This is a genomic window from Dyella marensis, assembly GCF_900112865.1.
GTDB classification, from domain to species: Bacteria; Pseudomonadota; Gammaproteobacteria; order Xanthomonadales; family Rhodanobacteraceae; genus Dyella_D; species Dyella_D marensis_A.
Genome location: NZ_FONH01000008.1, coordinates 52,441 through 71,359, shown reverse-complemented (window position 1 = coordinate 71,359; position 18,919 = coordinate 52,441). Strand labels below are relative to the sequence as shown.

Here is an 18,919-nt window from a genome sequence, read left to right as displayed (position 1 = left end):
CGCCCGCAGTCGAGAGGTACGAATGCCTTTGAGTTCCTTGCCATGGCGGGTCAAGCGCCTGCGCTATCTGTCCGAGCGCGTCCTAGGCAGCATCGCCCAGCGTGGTTTGCGCGGAACGCTGTCGCGCATGATGCAGGAGTTCCGCCCGCTGCCGCCGGAGGATCTGGCGCTGGAACTGCTGCCGCTGGAGCAGCCGTTCGCGCCGTTCGAGGTGCCGCATGACGACGCGCCGCGCGTCAGCGTGATCATTCCCGTCTACGGCAAGCTCGCCTGGACGCTCGCCTGCCTGCGCTCCATCGCGCAATACGGCAGCGAGGCGCCGATCGAGATCCTGGTGGTGGACGATGCCTCGCCCGACGACACCGCGGCCACCCTGGCCCAGGTGCAAGGCCTGCGCGTGCTCGGCAATGAGCGCAACCTCGGCTTCATCGGCAGCTGCAATGCCGGCGCCGCGGCGGCGCGCGCGCCGTACCTGCTGTTCCTCAACAACGACACGCAGGTCACCGCGGGCTGGCTGGACCGGCTGCTGCAGACCTACCTGGAAGAACCGGACTGCGGCATCGCCGGCAGCCAGCTGGTCTATCCGGACGGCCGCCTGCAGGAAGCCGGCGCGCTGGTCTACGACGACGGCGAAGCCTGGAACGTGGGGCGCTTCGAGCAGCGCGACGATCCGCGCTATCTGTATCGCCGCGACGTCGACTATGTCTCCGGCGCGGCCCTGCTGATCGAGCGCGAGCTGTTCATGCAGCTGGGCGGTTTCGATACGCGCTACGCACCGGCCTACTGCGAAGACATGGACCTGGCCTTCGCCGTGCGTGCCGCCGGCCGCCGCGTGGTCTACGAACCGGCCAGCGTGGTGATCCACTGCGAGGGCATCAGCTCGGGCACGGACCTCACCGCCGGCACCAAGCAGTACCAGGTGCTCAACCGCGCCAAGTTCATCGAGAAGTGGGGCGATGCGCTGAAGCGCCAGCCCGCGCGCGGCACGCCGGTGAACAAGGCGATCCACGCCGGCCAGCGGCATATCTTCGTGATGGACGCGCTGACCCCGGACCCGAAGCGCGACGCCGGCTCGCTGCAGCTTTACAACATCATGCAGCTGCTGCGCGGCATGGGCTGGCGCGTCACCTTCATGGCCGACAACGCCCAGGCCAGCGCCGCCGACCTGCGCACGCTGGGCGCGATCGGCGTGCGCGTGCTGTGCAAGCCGACGCTGAGCTCGCTGGCCGCCTGGCTGAAGGAAGAAGGCGCCGGCCTGGACGCGGTGCTGCTGTGCCGCCACTACGTGGCCGACGCCAACCTGCCGCTGGTCCAGCGCATGGCGCCGCAGGCGCGCCTGCTGTTCGACACTGTCGACGTGCATTTCCTGCGCGAGCAACGCGCCGCCGACCACACCAACAACCCGACCCTGGCGCGCCGCGCCGCGGTGTCGCAGCAGCGCGAGATCGCCACCATCCGCGCCTGCCACGCCACCTTCGTGGTCAGCACGGTGGAACTGGAACTGCTGCGCAAGGCGGTGCCCGACGCCCGCGTGATGCTGCTGCCGAACATGCACGAGGTGCATGGGCGCAAGCAGCCGTTCGCGCAGCGCAGCGGCCTGGTCTTCGTGGGCGGCTTCGGCCATCCGCCGAATGTCGATGCCGTGCAGTGGCTGGTCGGCGAGATCTTCCCGAAGATCCGCGCCGCGCGGCCGGACATCGAACTGCACCTGATCGGCCAGATGCCCGAGGCCACGCGCCAGGAGCTCGACGGCAACGGCGTGGTCGCGCACGGCCGCGTCGAGGATCTCGATCCCTGGATGGACGGCTGCCGCATCGCCCTGGCCCCGCTGCGCTACGGCGCCGGCGTGAAGGGCAAGGTCAATACCGCCATGAGCCACGGCCTGCCGGTGGTGGCCACCAGCATCGCCGCCGAGGGCATGTTTCTGGTCGACGACCAGAACGTGCTGATCGGCGACGACACCGATGCCTACGTCGCCGCCGTGCTGCGCCTGTACGACGACCCGGCACTGTGGCTGCGCCTGTCCGAGGCCAGCCTGCGCAACATCCAGGAACATTTCTCCCCCGCCATCGCCCGCGCCACGCTGGAAGCGGCCCTGTCCTGAACGGGCCGCCGGCCGGCGTTTCAAACGCGCCGGCACTTCAAGCGAGCGGCACTTCAAACGATTGTTTGCCGGCGGGTACAATCGATGGCTTCCGGCCACCGTCAGGCGGCCACGCACCAAAGGTCCTCAGATGAAAATTCTTGTCGGCTACAAGCGGGTGGTGGACTTCAACGTCCGTATTCAGGTGAAGCCTGACGGCACCGGCGTGATGACGGACGGCGTCAAGCTTTCGGCCAATCCGTTCGACGATATCGCCCTGGAAGAAGCCCTGCGCCTGCGCGAGAAGGGCATCGCCACCGAAGTGGTGGTGGTGGGCATCGGCCCCGCCGACCTGACCGCGCACCTGCGCAATGGCCTGGCCATGGGCGCCAACCGCGCCATCCACGTGGTCACCGCCGACGAAGTGCAGCCGCTGACCGCGGCGCGCGTGCTGCTGAAGCTGGTCGAGAAGGAGCAGCCGGAGCTGGTGATCCTCGGCAAGCAGGCCATCGACGACGACGCCAACCAGACCGGCCAGATGCTCGCCGCGCTGTGGGATCGCCCCCAGGCCACCTTCGCCAGCAAGGTCGAGATCGCCGCCGGCAAGGCCACGGTGACGCGCGAAGTGGATGCCGGCCTGGAAACCATCGAGGCCGAGCTGCCGGCAGTGATCACCACCGACCTGCGCCTCAACGAGCCGCGCTTCATCAAGCTGCCGGACATCATGAAGGCCAAGTCCAAGCCGATCGACAGCATCGAGTTCGGCTCGCTCGGGGTGGAGGCGCACGATCACCTCAAGACCACGCACTACGCCGCGCCGCCCAAGCGCAGCAAGGGCGTGATGGTCAAGGACGCGGCCGAGCTGGTCGCGGTGCTGAAGCAGAAGGGCCTGCTGTAAGCAGGGCCGGGAGATAGACATGAGCAAGATTCTGGTCGTCGCCGAACACCTCAACGGCAAGCTCAATTCCTCCACCGCCCGCGCCGTCAGCGCCGCCGCCGCCGTCAAGGGCGACAGCATCGACGTGCTGGTGCTGGCCGACAGCGTGGACGCCATCGCCGCCGAAGCGGCGAAGATCGACGGCGTCGGCAAGGTCCTCACCATCGCGCGCGCCGAGAACGCCCATCCGCTGGCCGCCGTGCTGGCGCCGCAGGTGGCCAAGGCAGCTGCCGGTTACTCGCACGTGTTCTTCCCGTCCACCACCTTCGGCAAGGACGTCGCGCCGCGCGTCGCCGCGCTGCTGGGCGTGTCGCAGGTCAGCGACGTGATGAGCGTGGAAGGCGCGCACAGCTTCAAGCGTCCGATCTACGCCGGCAACGCGATCGTCACCGTCGAGGCGAATCCGGCGCATGCCGTGGTTGCCACCATCCGCACGGCCTCCTGGCCGGCGGCCGGCAGCCGCGGCGACAGCGCCGCGGTCGAAGCGCTCGCTGTCGATGCGGCCCTGCCCGCGCACACCCGCTTCGTCGAACTGCAGCAGGGCAAGAGCGACCGCCCCGACCTGCAGGGCGCGGGCAAGGTGGTGTCCGGCGGACGCGGTGTCGGCTCGAAGGAAAACTTCGAGGTGATCTACAAGCTCGCCGACAAGATCGGCGCGGCGGTCGGCGCTTCGCGCGCGGCGGTCGATGCCGGCTATGTGCCAAACGAGCTGCAGGTCGGCCAGACCGGCAAGATCATCGCGCCGGAGCTGTACATGGCATTCGGCATTTCCGGCGCGATCCAGCACCTGACCGGCATCAAGGACGCCGGCACCATCGTCGCCATCAACAAGGACGGCGAGGCGCCGATCTTCGAGATCGCCGACATCGGCCTGGTCGGCGACCTGTTCAAGCTGATCCCCGAGATCGAGCAGGCGCTGGGCTGAGCGGCGGCACGACGAACTTCGTCGCGCGGTTTTCCGTGCGGCGAAGTTCCGCTCGCTTCGTTTCATCACGGCAGCATCACGTTCAGTGGGCCTCGCCGTTTTCCGCGCCGGTTTCATACCGCTGTAGCGCGCCAGTCACCCTCGCCGGCCAACATGCGCGCGGCGGTACAGGGCGAATCCGCGAACCATGCCACGCAACGACATGCGCATGCAGGGCCTGCGCATGGGCGTGCGTTTCTGCCCTTGCTCCGTTCCGGGTACGGGGATAGATTCGGGATTCGGGGAGAAAACGGTCGCGCGCGCGACCGGTCCGTCAGCAACGAGTCGTCACCGCCAGCCCAGCCGCCAGCAGGAGCTTCGATGCACGTCGCTTGTCCCATATGCAACGGCCGCCACGAACAGGTCCATTTCGGCGTCCGCGACGGTTACGACTACTACGCCTGCAGCAGCTGCGAGTCGCTCTACATCAACCCCGACGTACTGGCCAGGATCGATGAGGGCCACACCACTCGCGAGTACGACGCGGACTACTGGAACAGCGAACTGCAATCCGCACGCGAACGCTCGCAGGCGGAAGGCCTGATCTGCGCGGGCGAGGCGATCATCTACGCACGCCGGCCGGTGCGGCGCTTTCTCGACGTGGGCGCCGGCCCCGGCTATCTGCTGGACGAACTGGCCGCGAAGTATCCGGCGCATCCGGATACCTTCCACGCCGTGGAACTGTTTCCGCCGGACGAGCGCAGCACTCATCCGAATTACATCGTCGGCGACGTCGGCAGCCTGGCCGGAAAATTCGACGCCGGCGTGTGCATCGAAGTCGTCGAACACTTGACGCCGGGCATGCTCGGCGGCCTGGCCGCCGGCCTGGCCAAGGTCAGCAATGTCAATGCGGCCTGGCTGTTCAACACCGGCATGCCGTCCTATGTGCGGCACCAGGATCCGGGCTACCTCGATCCGAAGCACCGCGGGCATATCGTGTCCTACGGCATCAAGGCGCTGCGGCGCATCTTCGAGCCGCACGGCTTCCGCGTGCTGGACCTGCCGGGCAAGAGCTTCGCCTTCCTGGTCGAGTATCGGCCCGATTTTTCGCCGATCCCGTTCGAACAGCGCTTCTATCATGCACTGCCGGAGAACCAGCAGCTGCTGAAGGAATGCCCGCTGCTCTACGTCGCCGCGTTCGAATCCGCGCGCTCGTATTTCTTCCAGGACGAGTCCACGCGACGGGCGCAGTGGGCGCTGGGATTGCAGGCGCAGGTCGACCAGCTAAGCATGGTGCGCTGAGCCTTACTCGGGCTTATGGCGTCGCCGGATTCGAAGGCGTTTCCGGCTGAGCCGTCATGCAATCGACGGCACGGACTTCGCGTACGGCAAGCGTGCGCCGCTTGGCGTCGCCGTCCGCCATGCGGAACATGGTCCCGTCGCCGACCCACGGACCGGTTTCCGCCGAACCCTCGGCTGCACCGTGGTACCAGCTTTTTTCCTCGCTCGTGCTGTCGCTGACCCAGATCGTCACCGACTTGGCGCCGGAGCTTTTCGCGTTCCAGCTCACCTTGGCCACCATGCGGCCGCCGGCGTGCTCGCAAGTGCGCAGCATGCCGGGCGAGAGCTCCATGGTGACACCGGACAACTGCCGACCGCCGGCCTTGCCGGTAATCAGGTTCGCGCCGGGAACCGGCGCCGTCTGCCGGTCCGTGCACGCACTCAATGCGAGCATGGCCAGCAGGATGAAAGCATCGCGCTTGCCCATCAGCCTTCCCTCGCTTTTTCCAGCGATACATGGATCGGTTGCGTCGGCTGCACCGCCACATCGTAGTTGAGCCAGGACAGCAGCAGCTGCGTGCCGATGATCAGCGGCAGCGCCGCGGCCATCACCACGCCGGGCGCCGATTGAATGCCGGTCTCCATGCCGGCGAACCAGTGCGCCGTGCCGTAGACCAGCCCGATCAGGATCAAGGGGATCGACAGCAGCAGTTCCAGCGAGGCGGCGGAGAAATTGCGCACGAAGTAGGTGTACAGCAGGCGCCGGAAGAAGTTGCGCATATTGCCCTTGAAGAACGGCAGCAGCACTTTCATCGGGCTGAGGCTCGACGGCTCGTCGCCATACATCGCGCGCATCGGCATCTCGGCGACCACCGCGCGCACCTGGTTGAGGTTGTACAGCAGGTCCGATTCGAAGAAGTAGCGCCTGGCCAGCTTGTCCAGTTCGATCTCGGCCAGGATTTCGCGATGGATCGCGGTGAAGCCGTTGGTCGGATCGAACAGCTGCCAGTAGCCGCTGGAAAGCTTGGTGAGAAAGGACAGGCCCGCATTGCCGAGCAGCCGCACCGCCGGCATGCCGTGCACGTCGCTGATGCGATGAAAGCGATTGCCCTTCACGTAGTCGGCGCGCCCCAGCAGGATCGCGCGCGACAGCTGCGGAATCAGCGCCGGATCCATCTGGCCGTCGCCGTCGATCTTCACCACCACCTTGGCCGGGGTCGCCATGGCGGCCTTGTAGCCGGTGACGGTCGCGCCGCCCACGCCCTGGTTCTCCTCATGCCGGATCACCTTGACGCGCGCGTCCTTGCACTCGGCCTCGACGATATCGCCCGTGTCGATCGGGCATTTGTCGTCCACCACGAAGATCCAGCCGACCTCGCAGCCAATGCGGGCGATGACGTCGAGCACCAGGCGGCCGACGCGGTAGCAGGGGATGACGACGGCGATGGGGGCGGCGATCGTGTCCATAGTTGTGTTCATGGCATATCCGGCGCTGGCACAGTCAGCGGTAAATCCAATACTTGGAAATAGTGAATCCCAGGGCCGCCAGGACCAGGTCCGCCGCCGGCTTGACCATCCACGCGGCGTGCATGCCCTGCGCCCGGCTGGTGGCGACGACGATGCAGGTGCTCAAGGCCGTCATGCTCAGCCAGGTGATCACGTAGCGACCGAAGTGCTGCATGCCCAGCGGCTTCCCGCCGTTTTCCGCAAAGGTCCACTTGCCGTTGAGCCAGAAGCCCAGCATCGCCGCCGTGGCGCGTCCGATCACGTTCGCGCCACCAGTGGCGACGCCGGCGGCGGTCAGCGCGACGAAGATCATCCAGTCCAATCCCAACTGGACGCCGCCCACCACGCCGTAACCGAATCCTTGCTTAAGTAACTTCATGCTTTCCTCAACGTTGATCGGGTCACGTCCGGTCGTCACCCGATCGGCGACAGGGCGGGCTAATAACCACGGGAACGGATCAGGTTGCGGCTGACGTCACGCTCGTTCACCAGCGCGTGCACCCGCCCGGCACAGCGGTCCTTGCACAGGCTCCACAGCGTGGCGTCGCCGATGACGAGTTCGGGCGCCGCCTTGATCGCCTTCAGCGAGGCCCTGATGGCCTGGGGTGTATTGCTCGTGACCAGCACGTGCGACATGCCGGTGCGCTCGAAAATGCCCGACCAGGTCGCTCCCGATTCGTCCCGGTTGGCGGTCGCCAGGATCGCGTTGAAGGTCGGGTCGTACCATCCGCTGCCGAAAGCCTGGCCGTCGAAGGGAGCGACGAAGGGACGATCCGTGTCCGCCAGGTACAGCGAATAGCCCTTCGGCTGCGTCATGCTCAGGTACTGGGCGAATAACAGCTCGACGGCATAGGTGCGCTGCAAATCCTGCTTGACGACACTGGGTTGTCCATTGACGTTGCTGAACATCCTCCAGTACAGGTCGTCGCCGAAAATGTAGAGCGACGCGGGCATGAAGACGATATTTACCAATACCACCGCGCCGAGCACGACCTCCCCGCCCCAGCGCATCCGCGCGCGCTCCCATGCCAGCAGACCCAGCGTGATCAGCGCCGTGAACAACGGCACCAGGTATCGAGCGTATTGGATGCCAAGAAACATGCCGATGCTGGCGGCGAGCAACGCAAGCGTGATCCATCGGATGCGCGGCAACAGCAAGGTCCATAACGCACCGCCACACAGGGCCAGCATGGAAAAGCCGATGGCTCCCGGGGCGGCCTCCAGATAGCGATCGGTCTCGAAGGTCAGGCGCCACAGCGAATTGAGGTGCAGCCCCTGGTTCCAACGGCGATCGGCAAAGTCCTCAGGGCGCGCGAACGAAGACTTGAAGACACCGTTGAATAGAGGGAAGAACGGATTGCCGGTGACAAAGAAGGCGTAGAAATAGCTCGACCCCGCTACGAAGACCACGGGGATGGCGATGCGCAGCGCCTGTCGGAGAAATGGACGCCAACCGACGTAGGCCAGCACCACTGCCGCCAGCGGCAACACCAGCAAGCCCTGGGTGGCCTTCAAGGCAATGGCCAGCGCCGACAGCAGGAAGAACGGAAGCAGCAAGCCTGCTTCGCGCGTGCGCACCAGCCGCACCACCAGCGCGGCCAACGCCACCGTGACGGTGGTGATCGCGGTATCGGCCTGCATGCTGCCGTTGAGCGAAACCATGAGGGGCACCGAGGCGGTGAGGGCCACGGCGAGCCAGCGCAGGCCCGGCGATAGATCGAGCTCCCTGGCCAGGGTCCAGACCGAGACGACGGTCAGTCCATACCAGATGAGGTTGGCCGCACCGCGCGCTTCATGCCCGGCGAGGACCGCGACATAGGCCTGGATGACATCCGACGCCCAGGGCGCCGCGCTCCACACCTGCGAGGCCAGGTCCATCTTGTAATAGCCCAGCGCGACGAGCTGCGCGGGCAGCGTGACGTGCAGGACCAGATCGTCGTACTGCACCGTCGGCGCGCACAGCGCCGCCCCGCCCATGAGCACTACCAGCATGGCGAACGCGGCATGCACCGGCGCCTGCCGCACGGCCTCGCGCCAACTGCCCTGCGCCGCCCGTACGAGGCAGTGCAGGCGATGCCGCCCCAGGCCGACGATGGCGGCCAGCACGGCCAGGTAGGTCAGGAAGTAATGGACGGGAAACGGCAATAGCCAACCGGCAAGCGCCGACAACACCGCCAGGCCGACCAGGATGGCGATGCCGGGGTGGCTCCAGGTGTCCGAGCGGCATATCGATGCACCGATGACGGCGGCGGCAGCCACCAGCAATGCCGCCGCGAGCAAGGGCCCCGCGCCGACGAAGCGCAGCAGCAGCACCAGCGCCACCAGCAGCAGCGCGCTCGCCACCGACCATCGCGCCAGGCGGGCAATGACGACGGCGGCCACCAGGGCGACGGCGAAAAGGACCAGATTGTGATCGGTGACGACGGAACGCAGCCCCTGCAACGCCGGCGTAAGCGCCAGCCCGGCCGCCACGGCGAGGCATCCACCGAGCGACAGCAGGCGCGTCATCCACGTCGCTGCGACGCCCGAAGATCGTTGTTTCTCCACCAGGATGTCCCCTGTCAGCCCCCCTGAAGCTTGCGAACCATTTCCAACGGGTCGCGAATAATTGCCGCAGGATTATACGGTCAGGCAGGCCGCCGCAGCACGGCAAAAACAACTTTGCCGTGACAAGCAAAAGCCTGCAGTTCCAGACCCGCCAGAGCTACAACGGATGAGACGGCCAGGATGGAAATCCTTCCATCCGCCAGGGGGGCGAGCTAGCGCCGGGCCAGCAGGGTCCAGTTGCCATAGACGATGCCCTGCTCGGGCGCCCAGGGCATCACCATCTCGACCTTGCCGAAGCCGGCCTGCCGCGCCTCCTCCAGCACGTCCCAGCCGAAGTGGTAGAAGCACAGCACGCCGCCGCTGATGGGGTCGCCGTGGTATTCGGGCGGCAGGTGGTGCTCGATCTGGCCCTTGGCATTAATCGATGCGCGGGTGATGGTGGGCGGCTGGTCGGTGAAGGGAAAGGTGGCGACCAGGCTGCCGCCGGGCTTGAGCACACGGGCGAATTCACGCAGCGCGGCCCGGTAGTCGGGTACGTGTTCGAGCACGTCGAAGGTCAGCACCGCGTCCTGGCTGGCATCCGGCAGGGTCAGCCGGGTGACGTCCTCGAAGTTGATCTCGCCCTGACCGCCCAGGTGCTGCAGGTTCGCGGCGAGCTTGCCGCGCTTGGCGGCATCGGGTTCGAATTCGCTGCCGTACAGGGCGCCCTGGTGATGCGCCTGCATCCACGCGTAGGTCGAAGTCGCCTGCTCGGTGACATAGATCGAAGCCGACGCCGGATCGACCAGCCCGCGCAGCAGGCTGATGCCGGCGCGCACGCGGGCATTGAGGCCGCACCGCGGGCACTGCAGGCCTTCGCGGGTTTCGACCTGGCCACCGGGGGCCGACACCGCCAGGTCGACCAGTTCGCCACAGGCGCTGCATAGCCGCGCGACCGACTTGCGCCTGCCCGCGGCTTCACAGAAGTCCCTGCTGTGCAGCCAGCAACCCACCAGCTCCTTGCTTTCCTGGCGTGCGGCGTAGGCTTCAAAACGGAATACATGCATTGTCCAGCTCCATGATCGATCCAGCTCGATTGCGGCTCAGGCGAAAGCGTCGCTGCACGCATCGCCTCAACCGGGCTGCGCGGCAATTTCCCCCGCAGGCATGATGTCGTCCAGGCCCGCGGCGACGATCACCTTGCCGCCCCATTCGGCGGCACGATCGCGTTCCCCGTCGAGCCAATAGCAACGGCCCACCGCGGCGGCCAATGCCGCCTGCATGTCGGTCGCCTGATTGCCCACCATGATCGAGACCGGCAGGTCGACGCCCAGTGCATCGCGCGCGGCCAGGAACATGCCCGGTTGCGGCTTGCGGCAGTCGCAGGCCTGTTTCAGATCGCCCAGGCCGGCCTCGGGGTGATGCGGGCAGTAATAGGTGGCATCGAGCGGCGCGCCATGCCGGGCGAACTCGGCATGCATCCACGCGGTATAGGCGCGGAACTGCGCGTCGGTGTAGTAGCCGCGCGCCAGGCCGGCCTGGTTGGAAACCACGATGCACAGATAGCCGGCCGCGCGGGCGCGCCGCACCAGCTCGAAGATGCCGGGCAGCCACTGCGTGTCTTCGGCGCGATGCACATAGCCGTGATCGACGTTGATCACGCCGTCGCGGTCGAGGAACAACGCCGGTCGCAGCGTCTTGGCTCCGAGTACGGCCCGCTCATCGAGAAACACGCGCGGACCCTGCGCCGACGGCGCGCTCATGCGGCCAGCTCGGTCTGGGCGCGTTCGTAGTCTTCCGGCACGCCGATGTCGATGAAGCGCTGCGTCTGCGCGAACGCGCTCACCTGGCCGGCCGCCACCAGCGCGGCCATCACGTCCGTCTCGAACGAGAAGTTCGCCGTCGCGGGGAAACGCTCCTGCACCTCGTGGCGCAGCCGATAGACGCCCGCATTGATGAAGCCGGGGCCCGGCTGGCCCTTTTCCCGGAAGCCGGTGACGCGCGCATCTTCAACTACCACGGCGCCGTAGCGCGCCACGTCGGGCACCGCGGCCAGCGCCATGCACATGCTCCGGTCCGCCGCACGGGCCGCGCGGTCGAGCGCGGCGTAATCGAGCGACAGGAAGGTATCGCCGTTCAAGACGAAGAACGCGTCGCCGGCCAGCAGCGGCATGGCCTTGGCGATCGCTCCGCCGGTGCCCAGCGGCTCGGTCTCGGGCGAGTACACCAGCTGCATGCCGTGCCAGTCGTGGCCCAGCTCCTGCTCCACCCGATCGGCCATGAAGCCGGTGGCGAGCACGGCGCGCCGGATGCCCTGGCCGGCGATCAGGTCCAGCACATGAGCGAGAAACGGACGCCCCGCCACCGGCGCCAGCGGCTTGGGCAGGTCCTTCACGACGCTGCGCAGGCGCGTGCCGAAACCGCCGGCGAGGATGATCGCCTCGTCAGTGCCCAGCATCGCCCGTCTTTTCCTGACCGAAGATTTCCTGCTCGATCAGCGCACAGATCAGGTGGCCCAGCGCCTCGTGGCCTTCCTGGATGCGCGGCGTCTCCGGCGACGGCACGCGGAAGCAGACGTCGCACAGCACAGCCATCGCTCCACCGCCCTGCCCCGTGAAGCCGACCACCTTGAGGCCCTTGGTCCTGGCCGCGTCGATCGCGCGCACGATGTTCTTGGAATTGCCGGAGGTGGAGATGGCGAACAGCACGTCGCCCGCCTGCCCCAGCGCCTCGACCTGGCGCGCGAACACGTAGTCGTAGCCATAGTCGTTGCCGATCGCGGTCAGGATGCTGGTGTCGGTGGTCAGCGCGATCGCGGGCAGGCCCGGGCGATCGAAGTAAAAGCGGCTGACCAGCTCGCCCGCCCAGTGCTGGGCGTCGGCCGCGCTGCCGCCGTTGCCGGCGAACAGCAGCTTGTTGCCGCTCTTCAGTGCCTGCACCGACAGCTCCAGCACCTGCTGCACCTGGCCGTGCAGCGCCTCGTCCCCGGACATGGTCTGCAGCAGGGCGATGGACTTGCTGAATTCGGATTGCAGCATGGCTTTCACATGATGCGCCATGACGTCGCTCCTTGTTGCGTGAAATGGAAATCGAGCAGACGGCCGCCCTGTTCGGCCAATGCCCGGGTCAATCCGATGCGCTTGTCGGGGCTGCACATGAACATCATGAAGCCGCCGCCGCCCGCGCCCGATACCTTGGCCGCGTGGGCGCCATTGGCGAAAGCCACGCGCTCCACCTGCTCGATCACCGGGTTGCTGATCGAGCTGGCCATGTTCTTCTTCGCTTCCCAGCCGGCCTGCAGCGTGCGCGCCAGGCCCTGCAGGTCGCCGCGCAGCACGCATTCCTTCATCTGCACGGCCTCCTGCTTGAGGCTGTGCATGGCGTCGATCGAGCTGCGATTGCCTTCGACCACATTGCGCGACTGCTGGTCGATGATGTCGGCCGAGGCGCGCGAGACACCGGTGAAGTACAGCACCAGCGAGGCTTCCAGCTCCGACCACACCCAGTCCTTGATGCGCAGCGGGTTCACGATGACGCGGTCGTCCTTGTAGAACTCCATGAAGTTGAATCCGCCGAACGCCGCCGCGTACTGATCCTGCTTGCCGCCGGCCAGCCCCAGGTCCTTGCGCTCGATGTCGTAGGCGAGATGGGCCACTTCGTACTCGCCCAGCGGCAGCGCGAAGTATTCGGCGAAGGCCTGCACCAGCGCCACCACCATGGTCGAGGACGAACCCAGGCCCGAGCCCGGCGGCGCGTCCGAGAACGTCTGCACCTTCAGCGGACGCGGCTCGCCGCCGAGGAACTCGTTGCAGATGCGCGCGTAGACGCCCTTCAGCAGCTTGAGCGGACCATCCGGCACCAGCGCCTCGTCGCCGCCGAGCACTTCGGATACGCCGACGTCGATCGCGCAGAACTCGCGCTGGCCGGATTCGGGCTCGGAGAGGATGGCGAAGGCGTGCTTGTCGATGGTGGCGTTCATCACATGGCCGCCGTAGATGTCGCAGTACGGCGACACGTCGGTGCCACCGCCGGCCAGGCCAAGACGCAAGGGCGCGCGCGATCGGACGATCATGAAAGACTCTTCAATTCCAGGGCGTCGGCGAGAGCTCTACGCAGAGAGCCGGTTGAGAAATGCGCTTGCGCGTAGCGGGTGCCCGCGGCCGACAGGCTGCTCCATTCGTCGGCACCGGTCAGCAGGTCCGCCACCGCGGCAGCGATGGCATCCGCGTCGTCCGCGACCTTCGCCACCTGCTCCAGCCCGGCCAGGCCCTGGGCGCCCACCGCGGTGGTCACCAGCGGCAGGCCCTGCTGCAAGGCTTCCACCACCTTCGACTTCACGCCTGCGCCGAAGCGCAGCGGCACCACGGCGACGCGGCTGCGCGCGTAGAAATCCTGCAGCGCCGCATCGTCCACGAAACCGGTGACGACCACGCCGGCGCTGGACAGCGCCTCCACGCGCGCGGTCGGATTGGAGCCGACCAGGTACAGCGTCACCTCGGGCACACGGGCGCGGATCTTCGGCAGGATATCCTCGACCAGCCACACCGCGGCATCCTCGTTCGGCGGATGGCCGAAGCCGGCGACGAATAGCAGGCCCGCGCGCCGCTCCGGTGCAAGGCCGTCGGTGGGGAAGCTTTCGTAGGCATAGGCCTGGATCGCGCGCGCATCGACGCCCGGCTCCAGCTGGCGCACGACATCCGCCTCGTCGCTGGAGGGATACAGCACGATGTCGCTCTTGCGCCACAGCGCGCGCTCATCGGCCTCCATCTCGCGAGCTTCGTCCAGGTACTTCGGTTCGTGGGTCAGCTCGTAGCGCTGGCGCAGCCGGGCGAAGTGCAGGTCATGGCCGTAGTAGGCGATGCGCGCGTCCGGCAGATGCTTCTTGATGGCGCGGATGAACTTGCCGGCGACATGCGGCCGGCTGAGCAGGACGCGATCGATCTGGCCCTGGGCTTCCTGCACGTAACGCTCGAAGCCGCCGCCCCAGTCGGCGCCGAAGATCACCTCCACGCCCATCTCCTGCAACAACGGCGTATAGGTCGGATCGCGCCAAAGATTTTCCGGCCACAGCTTGACCGAGCAGCCCAGCGCGCACAGCTGCTTGATGAACTGGAACATGGTGCGCGAGCCGGCGTCGCGATCCATCTGCGGCACGTAGTGGTCGATGACCAGCACCACCGGCTTGTCCTTGGAGCGCTCGCGCGCGCGGAACACGTTGCGGGCATTCGGATAGTGGTCGCGCTCGAGCACCTCGCGCCAGCGCTCGGCGAATTTCTTCTGGTTCTCGACCTGGTAGGCCTTGATGCCGGCGGTCTCGTCGGTGCCGTGCGAGATGCCTTCGTAGTGCACGACGGTGGAGAACGGCGTGTAGTACACCTTGAGGCCGGCCGCGCGGACCTTGAAGGCCAGGTCCGAGTCCTCGCAATAGGCTGGCACATACAGCTCGTCGAAGCCGCCCAGCTGCCGGAACAGCGCCGCCTTGATCAGCAGCGATGCGCCGGAGCAGTAATCGACTTCGCGCACGTAGTTGAACTCCGGCAGCGTCGGGTCGGACAGGCGCCCGAAATTCCAGCCGGAGGCATCGTCCCAGATGATGCCGCCGGCTTCCTGCAGGCGGCCGTCCGGATAGACCAGCTTGGAACCGACCATGCCGCAATCGTCGAAACGATGGAACACGTCGAACAGGCCGTCGAGCCAGCCTGGCATGACGCGAGTGTCGTTGTTGAGGAAGTAGACGTACTCGCCGCGCGCCAGGCTGGCCGCGCGATTGCAGGAGCGGATGAAGCCCAGGTTCTGCGGATTGACCTCGTAGCGCAGCCCGGGCACCTGGGCGAGCAGGTGGATCTCCTCGTCGCCGGAGGCATCCTCGGCCACGATGATCTCGATCGCGTCCTTCGGCATGTGCTGCATGATCGAGCGCAGGCAGGCCGCGGTGTGATCGAGCCGGCCGTAGGCGGGAATGATTACGCTGACCTTGGGGTTGGCGTATTCGGGGAAAGCCAGCTTGGCGACGATCTCCGCCGGCGTCTCGTCCGGCTCCGCCACCACCGCCGGCTGCACCTGGCCGGTCTTGAGCAGATGCTTCCTGACCAGCTTGCGCACCGGCGCCAGCGCGGCCGAGCGCACCAGCGCGTTGTGCCGCACGGATTCGGCGGCGGTCGCCCAGTCGCCGCGCAGCAGGCGCCCCATGAAGCGGACCGGCTTGGTGAGCTTCCAGGAGCGCGACGACACCACCGTGTCGAAGGACGTGCGCAACCGGCGCTCGCTTTCGGTCAATTCCTGGACGCGCTCGCGCGCGTGGCGGGCGAACAGCTCGTGCTTGTCGATGAGGGCCCGCAGGCCCTCGATCCGCGCCTGCGCATGCTCCAGCCGCTCGCGCAGCAGACGGTTCTCCTGGTGAAATTCGCTGACTTCGTGGACCAGGGCCCCGACCACGGTATCGTCGCGCCGCGCGGAGGCAGCCGTCGGGCTTTCCAGGAACTCCTCACCCAGCAGCTGGCTGCCGAGGCGGTCGAGCTTGCGCTCGATCTCGGTGACCCGCACCTCGCGTCGCTTCAGCCCCTCCAGCTCGCGATCCAGGCTCTGCGCCCACTTCGCCACGCCCTCGTGCTCCTCGACCAGGGCACCGTACCTGCCGCGCACTTCGGTGAGTTCGGCGTCGATACCCTGCGCCCACTTCGCCACGTCATGGTGGTGGTTGTAGAGGTCTTCGGACTCGGAGAAGAACACCGCCGGCGGCAGCTTCGGCAGCTCGGTCTGCCCGTCGGTCGCGACCGCCACGAAGTAGACCGGATCGATCAGGCGCACCGAACGCTCAAGCACTTCGTCGCCGGTGTCGGTAAAGGCCTGCATATCGGCGCCGGTATCCTCGATCGCCATCGGCGCCAGCGCCGAGCCGACCGCCAGGCGCTGACCGTAGTAGCGCACCTTGGGAAAGCGCGTGCGCAGCAGGTCGTCGAGTTCCTGGAAATCGAGTTCCTTGACGTGGAACTCGTTGTGGTGGCCAGCCTTGTCCGAATACACCGGCCGATTGGGCGAGGACAGCACCAGCACGCCGCCGGGACGCAGCACGCGGCGGATCTCGTCGATCATTTCCTGGTGGCGGTCGTGATGTTCGATAGTCTCGAACGACACCACCATGTCGACCGCGTCGTCCGGCAGCGGAATGACCGCCGCATCGCCCTGCCGGTAGCTCAGGTTGGCGATGCCCGCATAGGTATGCGCCGCATGCGCCACGGCCTCGTCGGAGATGTCGATGCCGATCACCGACGCCGCGGTCTGCGCCAGCATGGCGCTGCCGTAGCCTTCGCCGCAGGCGATATCCAGCACGGTCTTGCCGCGCGCCAGCGCGCGGCACCAGGCATAGCGGTGCAGATGCTCGTGGCGGATCTCGCCGGCTTCGGTGGGAACGAAGCGTTCGCCGGTGAATTCCATCAGCGTCCTCCCGTCGGCTGCAGCTCGATGGAAAGCATGGGAATGCCTACCAGGCCATGGCGCATGGTGCTCTCGCTGGCGCGGAACGCCAGGGCGTCATGGATCCAGTGCTGCTGCGTGTGGTCGTCCTGCGAGCCGGTGGCCAACGCGACATCGATGGAGTAGTCGCCGGTCGGCAGGATCGGCATGCGGAAGCGGAACACGGCGCGCACGCCGGTGTTGGCTTCCAGTTTCACCGGCCGGTTTTGATAGGGCATATACGTGTTGTCGCCGAACAGTCGCTGGCCCAGGCGGTCCTTCACGTAGAAGCCGAGGATAGGGCCCTCGATGGAAACGCTGGCGCGCGCGTCGATGGTCAGGTCGACCAGCTCGCCGCCATAGAGAATCTGTACCGGAACGCCGTTGGTATCGCGCAGGTTCACCGCGACGATCTCCGCATGGCCGGCGCCGAAAGCGCTGCCGACATTATCGGGATCGAACTGGAAAACCTTCACGAAATGTCCAGGTCTCGAACCGTCCGGTGCATCCTGGCGGCAGTCGATCGCATCCTGGGCCGGTGCTTCCACGATGGCGCGCCGCTTGCCGGATTCGTCGTCGTTCTTTGCCGCATGGATGGTCACCGCATCGCCCGTGCCGGCGCGATCGGCCGCGTGCTGCGCGGCCAGGTAGGCCTCCACCACGTCGCGCGTCACGCCGTCCATCACCAGCTTGCCGCGGTCCAGCCATACCGCGCGGTCGCACAGGTTGGTGACGGCGCCGGTGTCGTGGCTGACGAACAGCAAGGTGCCGTTCTTCTGGAATTCGCGCAGGAAGCGCATGCATTTCTGGGTGAAGCGCACGTCGCCGACGCTGAGCGCCTCGTCGATGATCAGCACGTCGGCGTCCACATGCGCGGCGATGGAGAACGCCAGGCGTACGTACATGCCGCTGGAATAGGTCTTCACCGGCTGGCGGATGAAGTCGCCGATGTCGGCGAAGGCCAGGATCGAATCGAAGCGCTTGCGCAGCTCGACCTCGGGAATGCCGTACAGCAGGCCGCTGAGGTAGACGTTCTCTTCGCCGGTGAACTCGGGATTGAACCCCGCACCCAGCTCCAGCAGCGCCGCAATGCGGCCCTGCGTGCGCACCTCGCCCTCGGTGGGATGCAAGGTGCCGCAGACCATCTGCAGCAGGGTGGACTTGCCCGAGCCGTTGCGCCCGATGATGCCCACCGTCTCGCCGCGGCGCACGCTGAAGCTGACGTCGCGCAGCGCCCAGAATTCCTTGTGGTAGGTGAGGCCATGGCGTCCCATCATCCGGCCGACGCGCGGCAGCACCATCTGCTTGAGGCGGTCCAACGGCTGCGCGTAGATGTCGTATTTCTTGCCGAGCGCCTCGACCGAGATCATCGCTTCAGAGGACATCGGCAAACCCCTTCCTGGTCTTCTCGAACCACGCGAAGGCCAGCCAGGCGAACAGGCAGGCGGCGACGGTATAGGCGCCCAGGTGCAGCCAGTTCGGCGCGTGCCCCCAGATCAACACGTCGCGCGAGGCTTCCACGATGACCGTGAGCGGATTGAGATAGAGCAGCTGGCGATAGCGCTCGGGGATCATTTCCTTCGAATAGAAGATCGGCGCCAGGAACATCATCATCACCGTGATGATGCCCATCGCGTGCTTGAGGTCGCGCATGAACACGCCCAGCGAGGACAGCACCCAGGTCAGGCCGGCCATGAACGGCATGAATACCAGCACCACGATCGGGAAATACACGACCGTCCACGGCACGTAGCCGCGGATCACCAGCGAGAACGCCAGCAGCACGATGGTGGAGATCAGCAGGTGGAACAGCGCCGAGCCCAGCGTGCTCCACGACAACGTCTCCAGCGGGAACACGATGCGCTTGACGAAGTTGCGGTTCTCGATGATCAGCGTCGGCGCGCGCGTGGCGCATTCCTGGAACAGCGTATTGATGTTCAGGCCGGCGAACAGGATCACCGCGAACTCGAAATGCCCGCCGCCCTGCCCCGTCCAGCGCGACTTGAACACGAAGCCGAACACGAAGGTGTACACCCCGAGCATCAGCAGGGGATTGAAGAAGGACCACAGCAGCCCGATGAACGAGCCGCGATAGCGGCCGATCACATCGCGGCGCGCCATCTGCACCACCAGGTGGTAATGGCGTTGCAGCGCCCGGTAAGGCGACAGGGGATCGATAAGGCTGTACTTCGAAATCATGCGCTGACAGTGGACCCGATAAGTGCATCCA

At 66.5% G+C, this 18,919-nt stretch carries 16 protein-coding genes; 4 read left to right on the top strand and 12 right to left on the bottom strand.

The window, feature by feature from the left end; all coding sequences use genetic code 11:
• Window positions 1-22: 22 nt before the first annotated feature.
• From BM172_RS12810 to BM172_RS12795, 4 genes are all read left to right on the top strand, one after another.
• Entirely contained in the window at window positions 23-2,104 is a 2,082-nt protein-coding gene (locus BM172_RS12810) for a glycosyltransferase (RefSeq protein WP_035323473.1), read from the top strand.
• Window positions 2,105-2,234: 130 nt separating this feature from the next.
• A complete protein-coding gene (locus BM172_RS12805; RefSeq protein WP_026635564.1) occupies window positions 2,235-2,981 on the top strand; it encodes an electron transfer flavoprotein subunit beta/FixA family protein in 747 nt (248 codons plus the stop codon).
• 19 nt (window positions 2,982-3,000) lie between these two features.
• The gene (locus BM172_RS12800; protein WP_026635563.1) at window positions 3,001-3,945 is read left to right on the top strand and encodes an electron transfer flavoprotein subunit alpha/FixB family protein; all 945 of its coding nucleotides are present in this window, start codon (window positions 3,001-3,003) and stop codon (window positions 3,943-3,945) included.
• A 360-nt stretch (window positions 3,946-4,305) separates the two neighbouring features.
• Window positions 4,306-5,226, top strand: a complete 921-nt coding sequence (locus tag BM172_RS12795) for a methyltransferase domain-containing protein (RefSeq protein WP_026635562.1) — start codon at window positions 4,306-4,308, stop codon at window positions 5,224-5,226.
• Between the two features lie 13 nt (window positions 5,227-5,239).
• Here the strand turns inward: BM172_RS12795 and BM172_RS12790 are convergent, their stop codons facing one another.
• The 12 genes from BM172_RS12790 to BM172_RS12735 form a co-directional block, all read right to left on the bottom strand.
• Window positions 5,240-5,692, bottom strand: coding sequence for a hypothetical protein (locus BM172_RS12790; RefSeq protein WP_026635561.1), 453 nt, complete (start codon window positions 5,690-5,692; stop codon window positions 5,240-5,242).
• On the bottom strand, window positions 5,692-6,684 hold the full coding sequence (locus BM172_RS12785; protein ID WP_026635560.1) for a glycosyltransferase family 2 protein: 993 nt from the start codon (window positions 6,682-6,684) through the stop codon (window positions 5,692-5,694). The genes BM172_RS12790 and BM172_RS12785 overlap by 1 nt, the downstream gene beginning before the upstream one ends.
• 22 nt (window positions 6,685-6,706) lie before the next feature.
• Window positions 6,707-7,090, bottom strand: a complete 384-nt coding sequence (locus BM172_RS12780; protein WP_026635559.1) for a GtrA family protein — start codon at window positions 7,088-7,090, stop codon at window positions 6,707-6,709.
• Window positions 7,091-7,149: 59 nt separating this feature from the next.
• On the bottom strand, window positions 7,150-9,219 hold the full coding sequence (locus BM172_RS12775) for a glycosyltransferase family 39 protein (RefSeq protein WP_026635558.1): 2,070 nt from the start codon (window positions 9,217-9,219) through the stop codon (window positions 7,150-7,152).
• A gap of 251 nt (window positions 9,220-9,470) precedes the next feature.
• A complete protein-coding gene (locus BM172_RS12770) occupies window positions 9,471-10,304 on the bottom strand; it encodes a class I SAM-dependent methyltransferase (protein ID WP_051548759.1) in 834 nt (277 codons plus the stop codon).
• A 66-nt stretch (window positions 10,305-10,370) separates the two neighbouring features.
• The gene (locus BM172_RS12765; RefSeq protein WP_051548757.1) at window positions 10,371-11,000 is read right to left on the bottom strand and encodes a D-glycero-alpha-D-manno-heptose-1,7-bisphosphate 7-phosphatase; all 630 of its coding nucleotides are present in this window, start codon (window positions 10,998-11,000) and stop codon (window positions 10,371-10,373) included.
• Window positions 10,997-11,695, bottom strand: coding sequence for a nucleotidyltransferase family protein (locus BM172_RS12760; RefSeq protein ID WP_026635557.1), 699 nt, complete (start codon window positions 11,693-11,695; stop codon window positions 10,997-10,999). Before BM172_RS12760 ends, BM172_RS12765 begins: the two co-directional genes overlap by 4 nt.
• Window positions 11,682-12,296, bottom strand: a complete 615-nt coding sequence (locus BM172_RS12755; RefSeq protein WP_026635556.1) for a D-sedoheptulose-7-phosphate isomerase — start codon at window positions 12,294-12,296, stop codon at window positions 11,682-11,684. Before BM172_RS12755 ends, BM172_RS12760 begins: the two co-directional genes overlap by 14 nt.
• Complete coding sequence (locus BM172_RS12750; RefSeq protein ID WP_026635555.1) at window positions 12,281-13,309, bottom strand: GHMP family kinase ATP-binding protein; 1,029 nt, start codon at window positions 13,307-13,309, stop codon at window positions 12,281-12,283. Before BM172_RS12750 ends, BM172_RS12755 begins: the two co-directional genes overlap by 16 nt.
• Window positions 13,306-16,671: a glycosyltransferase gene (locus BM172_RS12745; RefSeq protein WP_051548755.1), complete on the bottom strand. Its 3,366-nt coding sequence runs from the start codon at window positions 16,669-16,671 to the stop codon at window positions 13,306-13,308. Before BM172_RS12745 ends, BM172_RS12750 begins: the two co-directional genes overlap by 4 nt.
• Window positions 16,671-18,074: an ABC transporter ATP-binding protein gene (locus BM172_RS12740; protein ID WP_026635553.1), complete on the bottom strand. Its 1,404-nt coding sequence runs from the start codon at window positions 18,072-18,074 to the stop codon at window positions 16,671-16,673. Before BM172_RS12740 ends, BM172_RS12745 begins: the two co-directional genes overlap by 1 nt.
• Window positions 18,064-18,888, bottom strand: a complete 825-nt coding sequence (locus BM172_RS12735) for an ABC transporter permease (RefSeq protein WP_026635552.1) — start codon at window positions 18,886-18,888, stop codon at window positions 18,064-18,066. Before BM172_RS12735 ends, BM172_RS12740 begins: the two co-directional genes overlap by 11 nt.
• Window positions 18,889-18,919: the final 31 nt, after the last annotated feature.

Excerpts from the sequence above, each read along its gene's own strand:
- BM172_RS12810 (WP_035323473.1), top strand. The coding sequence starts at position 23 with ATGCCTTTGAGTTCCTTGCCATGGCGGGTCAAGCGCCTGCGCTATCTG.
- BM172_RS12805 (WP_026635564.1), top strand. The coding sequence starts at position 2,235 with ATGAAAATTCTTGTCGGCTACAAGCGGGTGGTGGACTTCAACGTCCGT.
- BM172_RS12800 (WP_026635563.1), top strand. The coding sequence starts at position 3,001 with ATGAGCAAGATTCTGGTCGTCGCCGAACACCTCAACGGCAAGCTCAAT.
- BM172_RS12795 (WP_026635562.1), top strand. The coding sequence starts at position 4,306 with ATGCACGTCGCTTGTCCCATATGCAACGGCCGCCACGAACAGGTCCAT.
- BM172_RS12790 (WP_026635561.1), bottom strand. The coding sequence starts at position 5,692 with ATGGGCAAGCGCGATGCTTTCATCCTGCTGGCCATGCTCGCATTGAGT.
- BM172_RS12785 (WP_026635560.1), bottom strand. The coding sequence starts at position 6,684 with ATGAACACAACTATGGACACGATCGCCGCCCCCATCGCCGTCGTCATC.
- BM172_RS12780 (WP_026635559.1), bottom strand. The coding sequence starts at position 7,090 with ATGAAGTTACTTAAGCAAGGATTCGGTTACGGCGTGGTGGGCGGCGTC.
- BM172_RS12775 (WP_026635558.1), bottom strand. The coding sequence starts at position 9,219 with ATGACGCGCCTGCTGTCGCTCGGTGGATGCCTCGCCGTGGCGGCCGGG.
- BM172_RS12770 (WP_051548759.1), bottom strand. The coding sequence starts at position 10,304 with ATGCATGTATTCCGTTTTGAAGCCTACGCCGCACGCCAGGAAAGCAAG.
- BM172_RS12765 (WP_051548757.1), bottom strand. The coding sequence starts at position 11,000 with ATGAGCGCGCCGTCGGCGCAGGGTCCGCGCGTGTTTCTCGATGAGCGG.
- BM172_RS12760 (WP_026635557.1), bottom strand. The coding sequence starts at position 11,695 with ATGCTGGGCACTGACGAGGCGATCATCCTCGCCGGCGGTTTCGGCACG.
- BM172_RS12755 (WP_026635556.1), bottom strand. The coding sequence starts at position 12,296 with ATGGCGCATCATGTGAAAGCCATGCTGCAATCCGAATTCAGCAAGTCC.
- BM172_RS12750 (WP_026635555.1), bottom strand. The coding sequence starts at position 13,309 with ATGATCGTCCGATCGCGCGCGCCCTTGCGTCTTGGCCTGGCCGGCGGT.
- BM172_RS12745 (WP_051548755.1), bottom strand. The coding sequence starts at position 16,671 with ATGGAATTCACCGGCGAACGCTTCGTTCCCACCGAAGCCGGCGAGATC.
- BM172_RS12740 (WP_026635553.1), bottom strand. The coding sequence starts at position 18,074 with ATGTCCTCTGAAGCGATGATCTCGGTCGAGGCGCTCGGCAAGAAATAC.
- BM172_RS12735 (WP_026635552.1), bottom strand. The coding sequence starts at position 18,888 with ATGATTTCGAAGTACAGCCTTATCGATCCCCTGTCGCCTTACCGGGCG.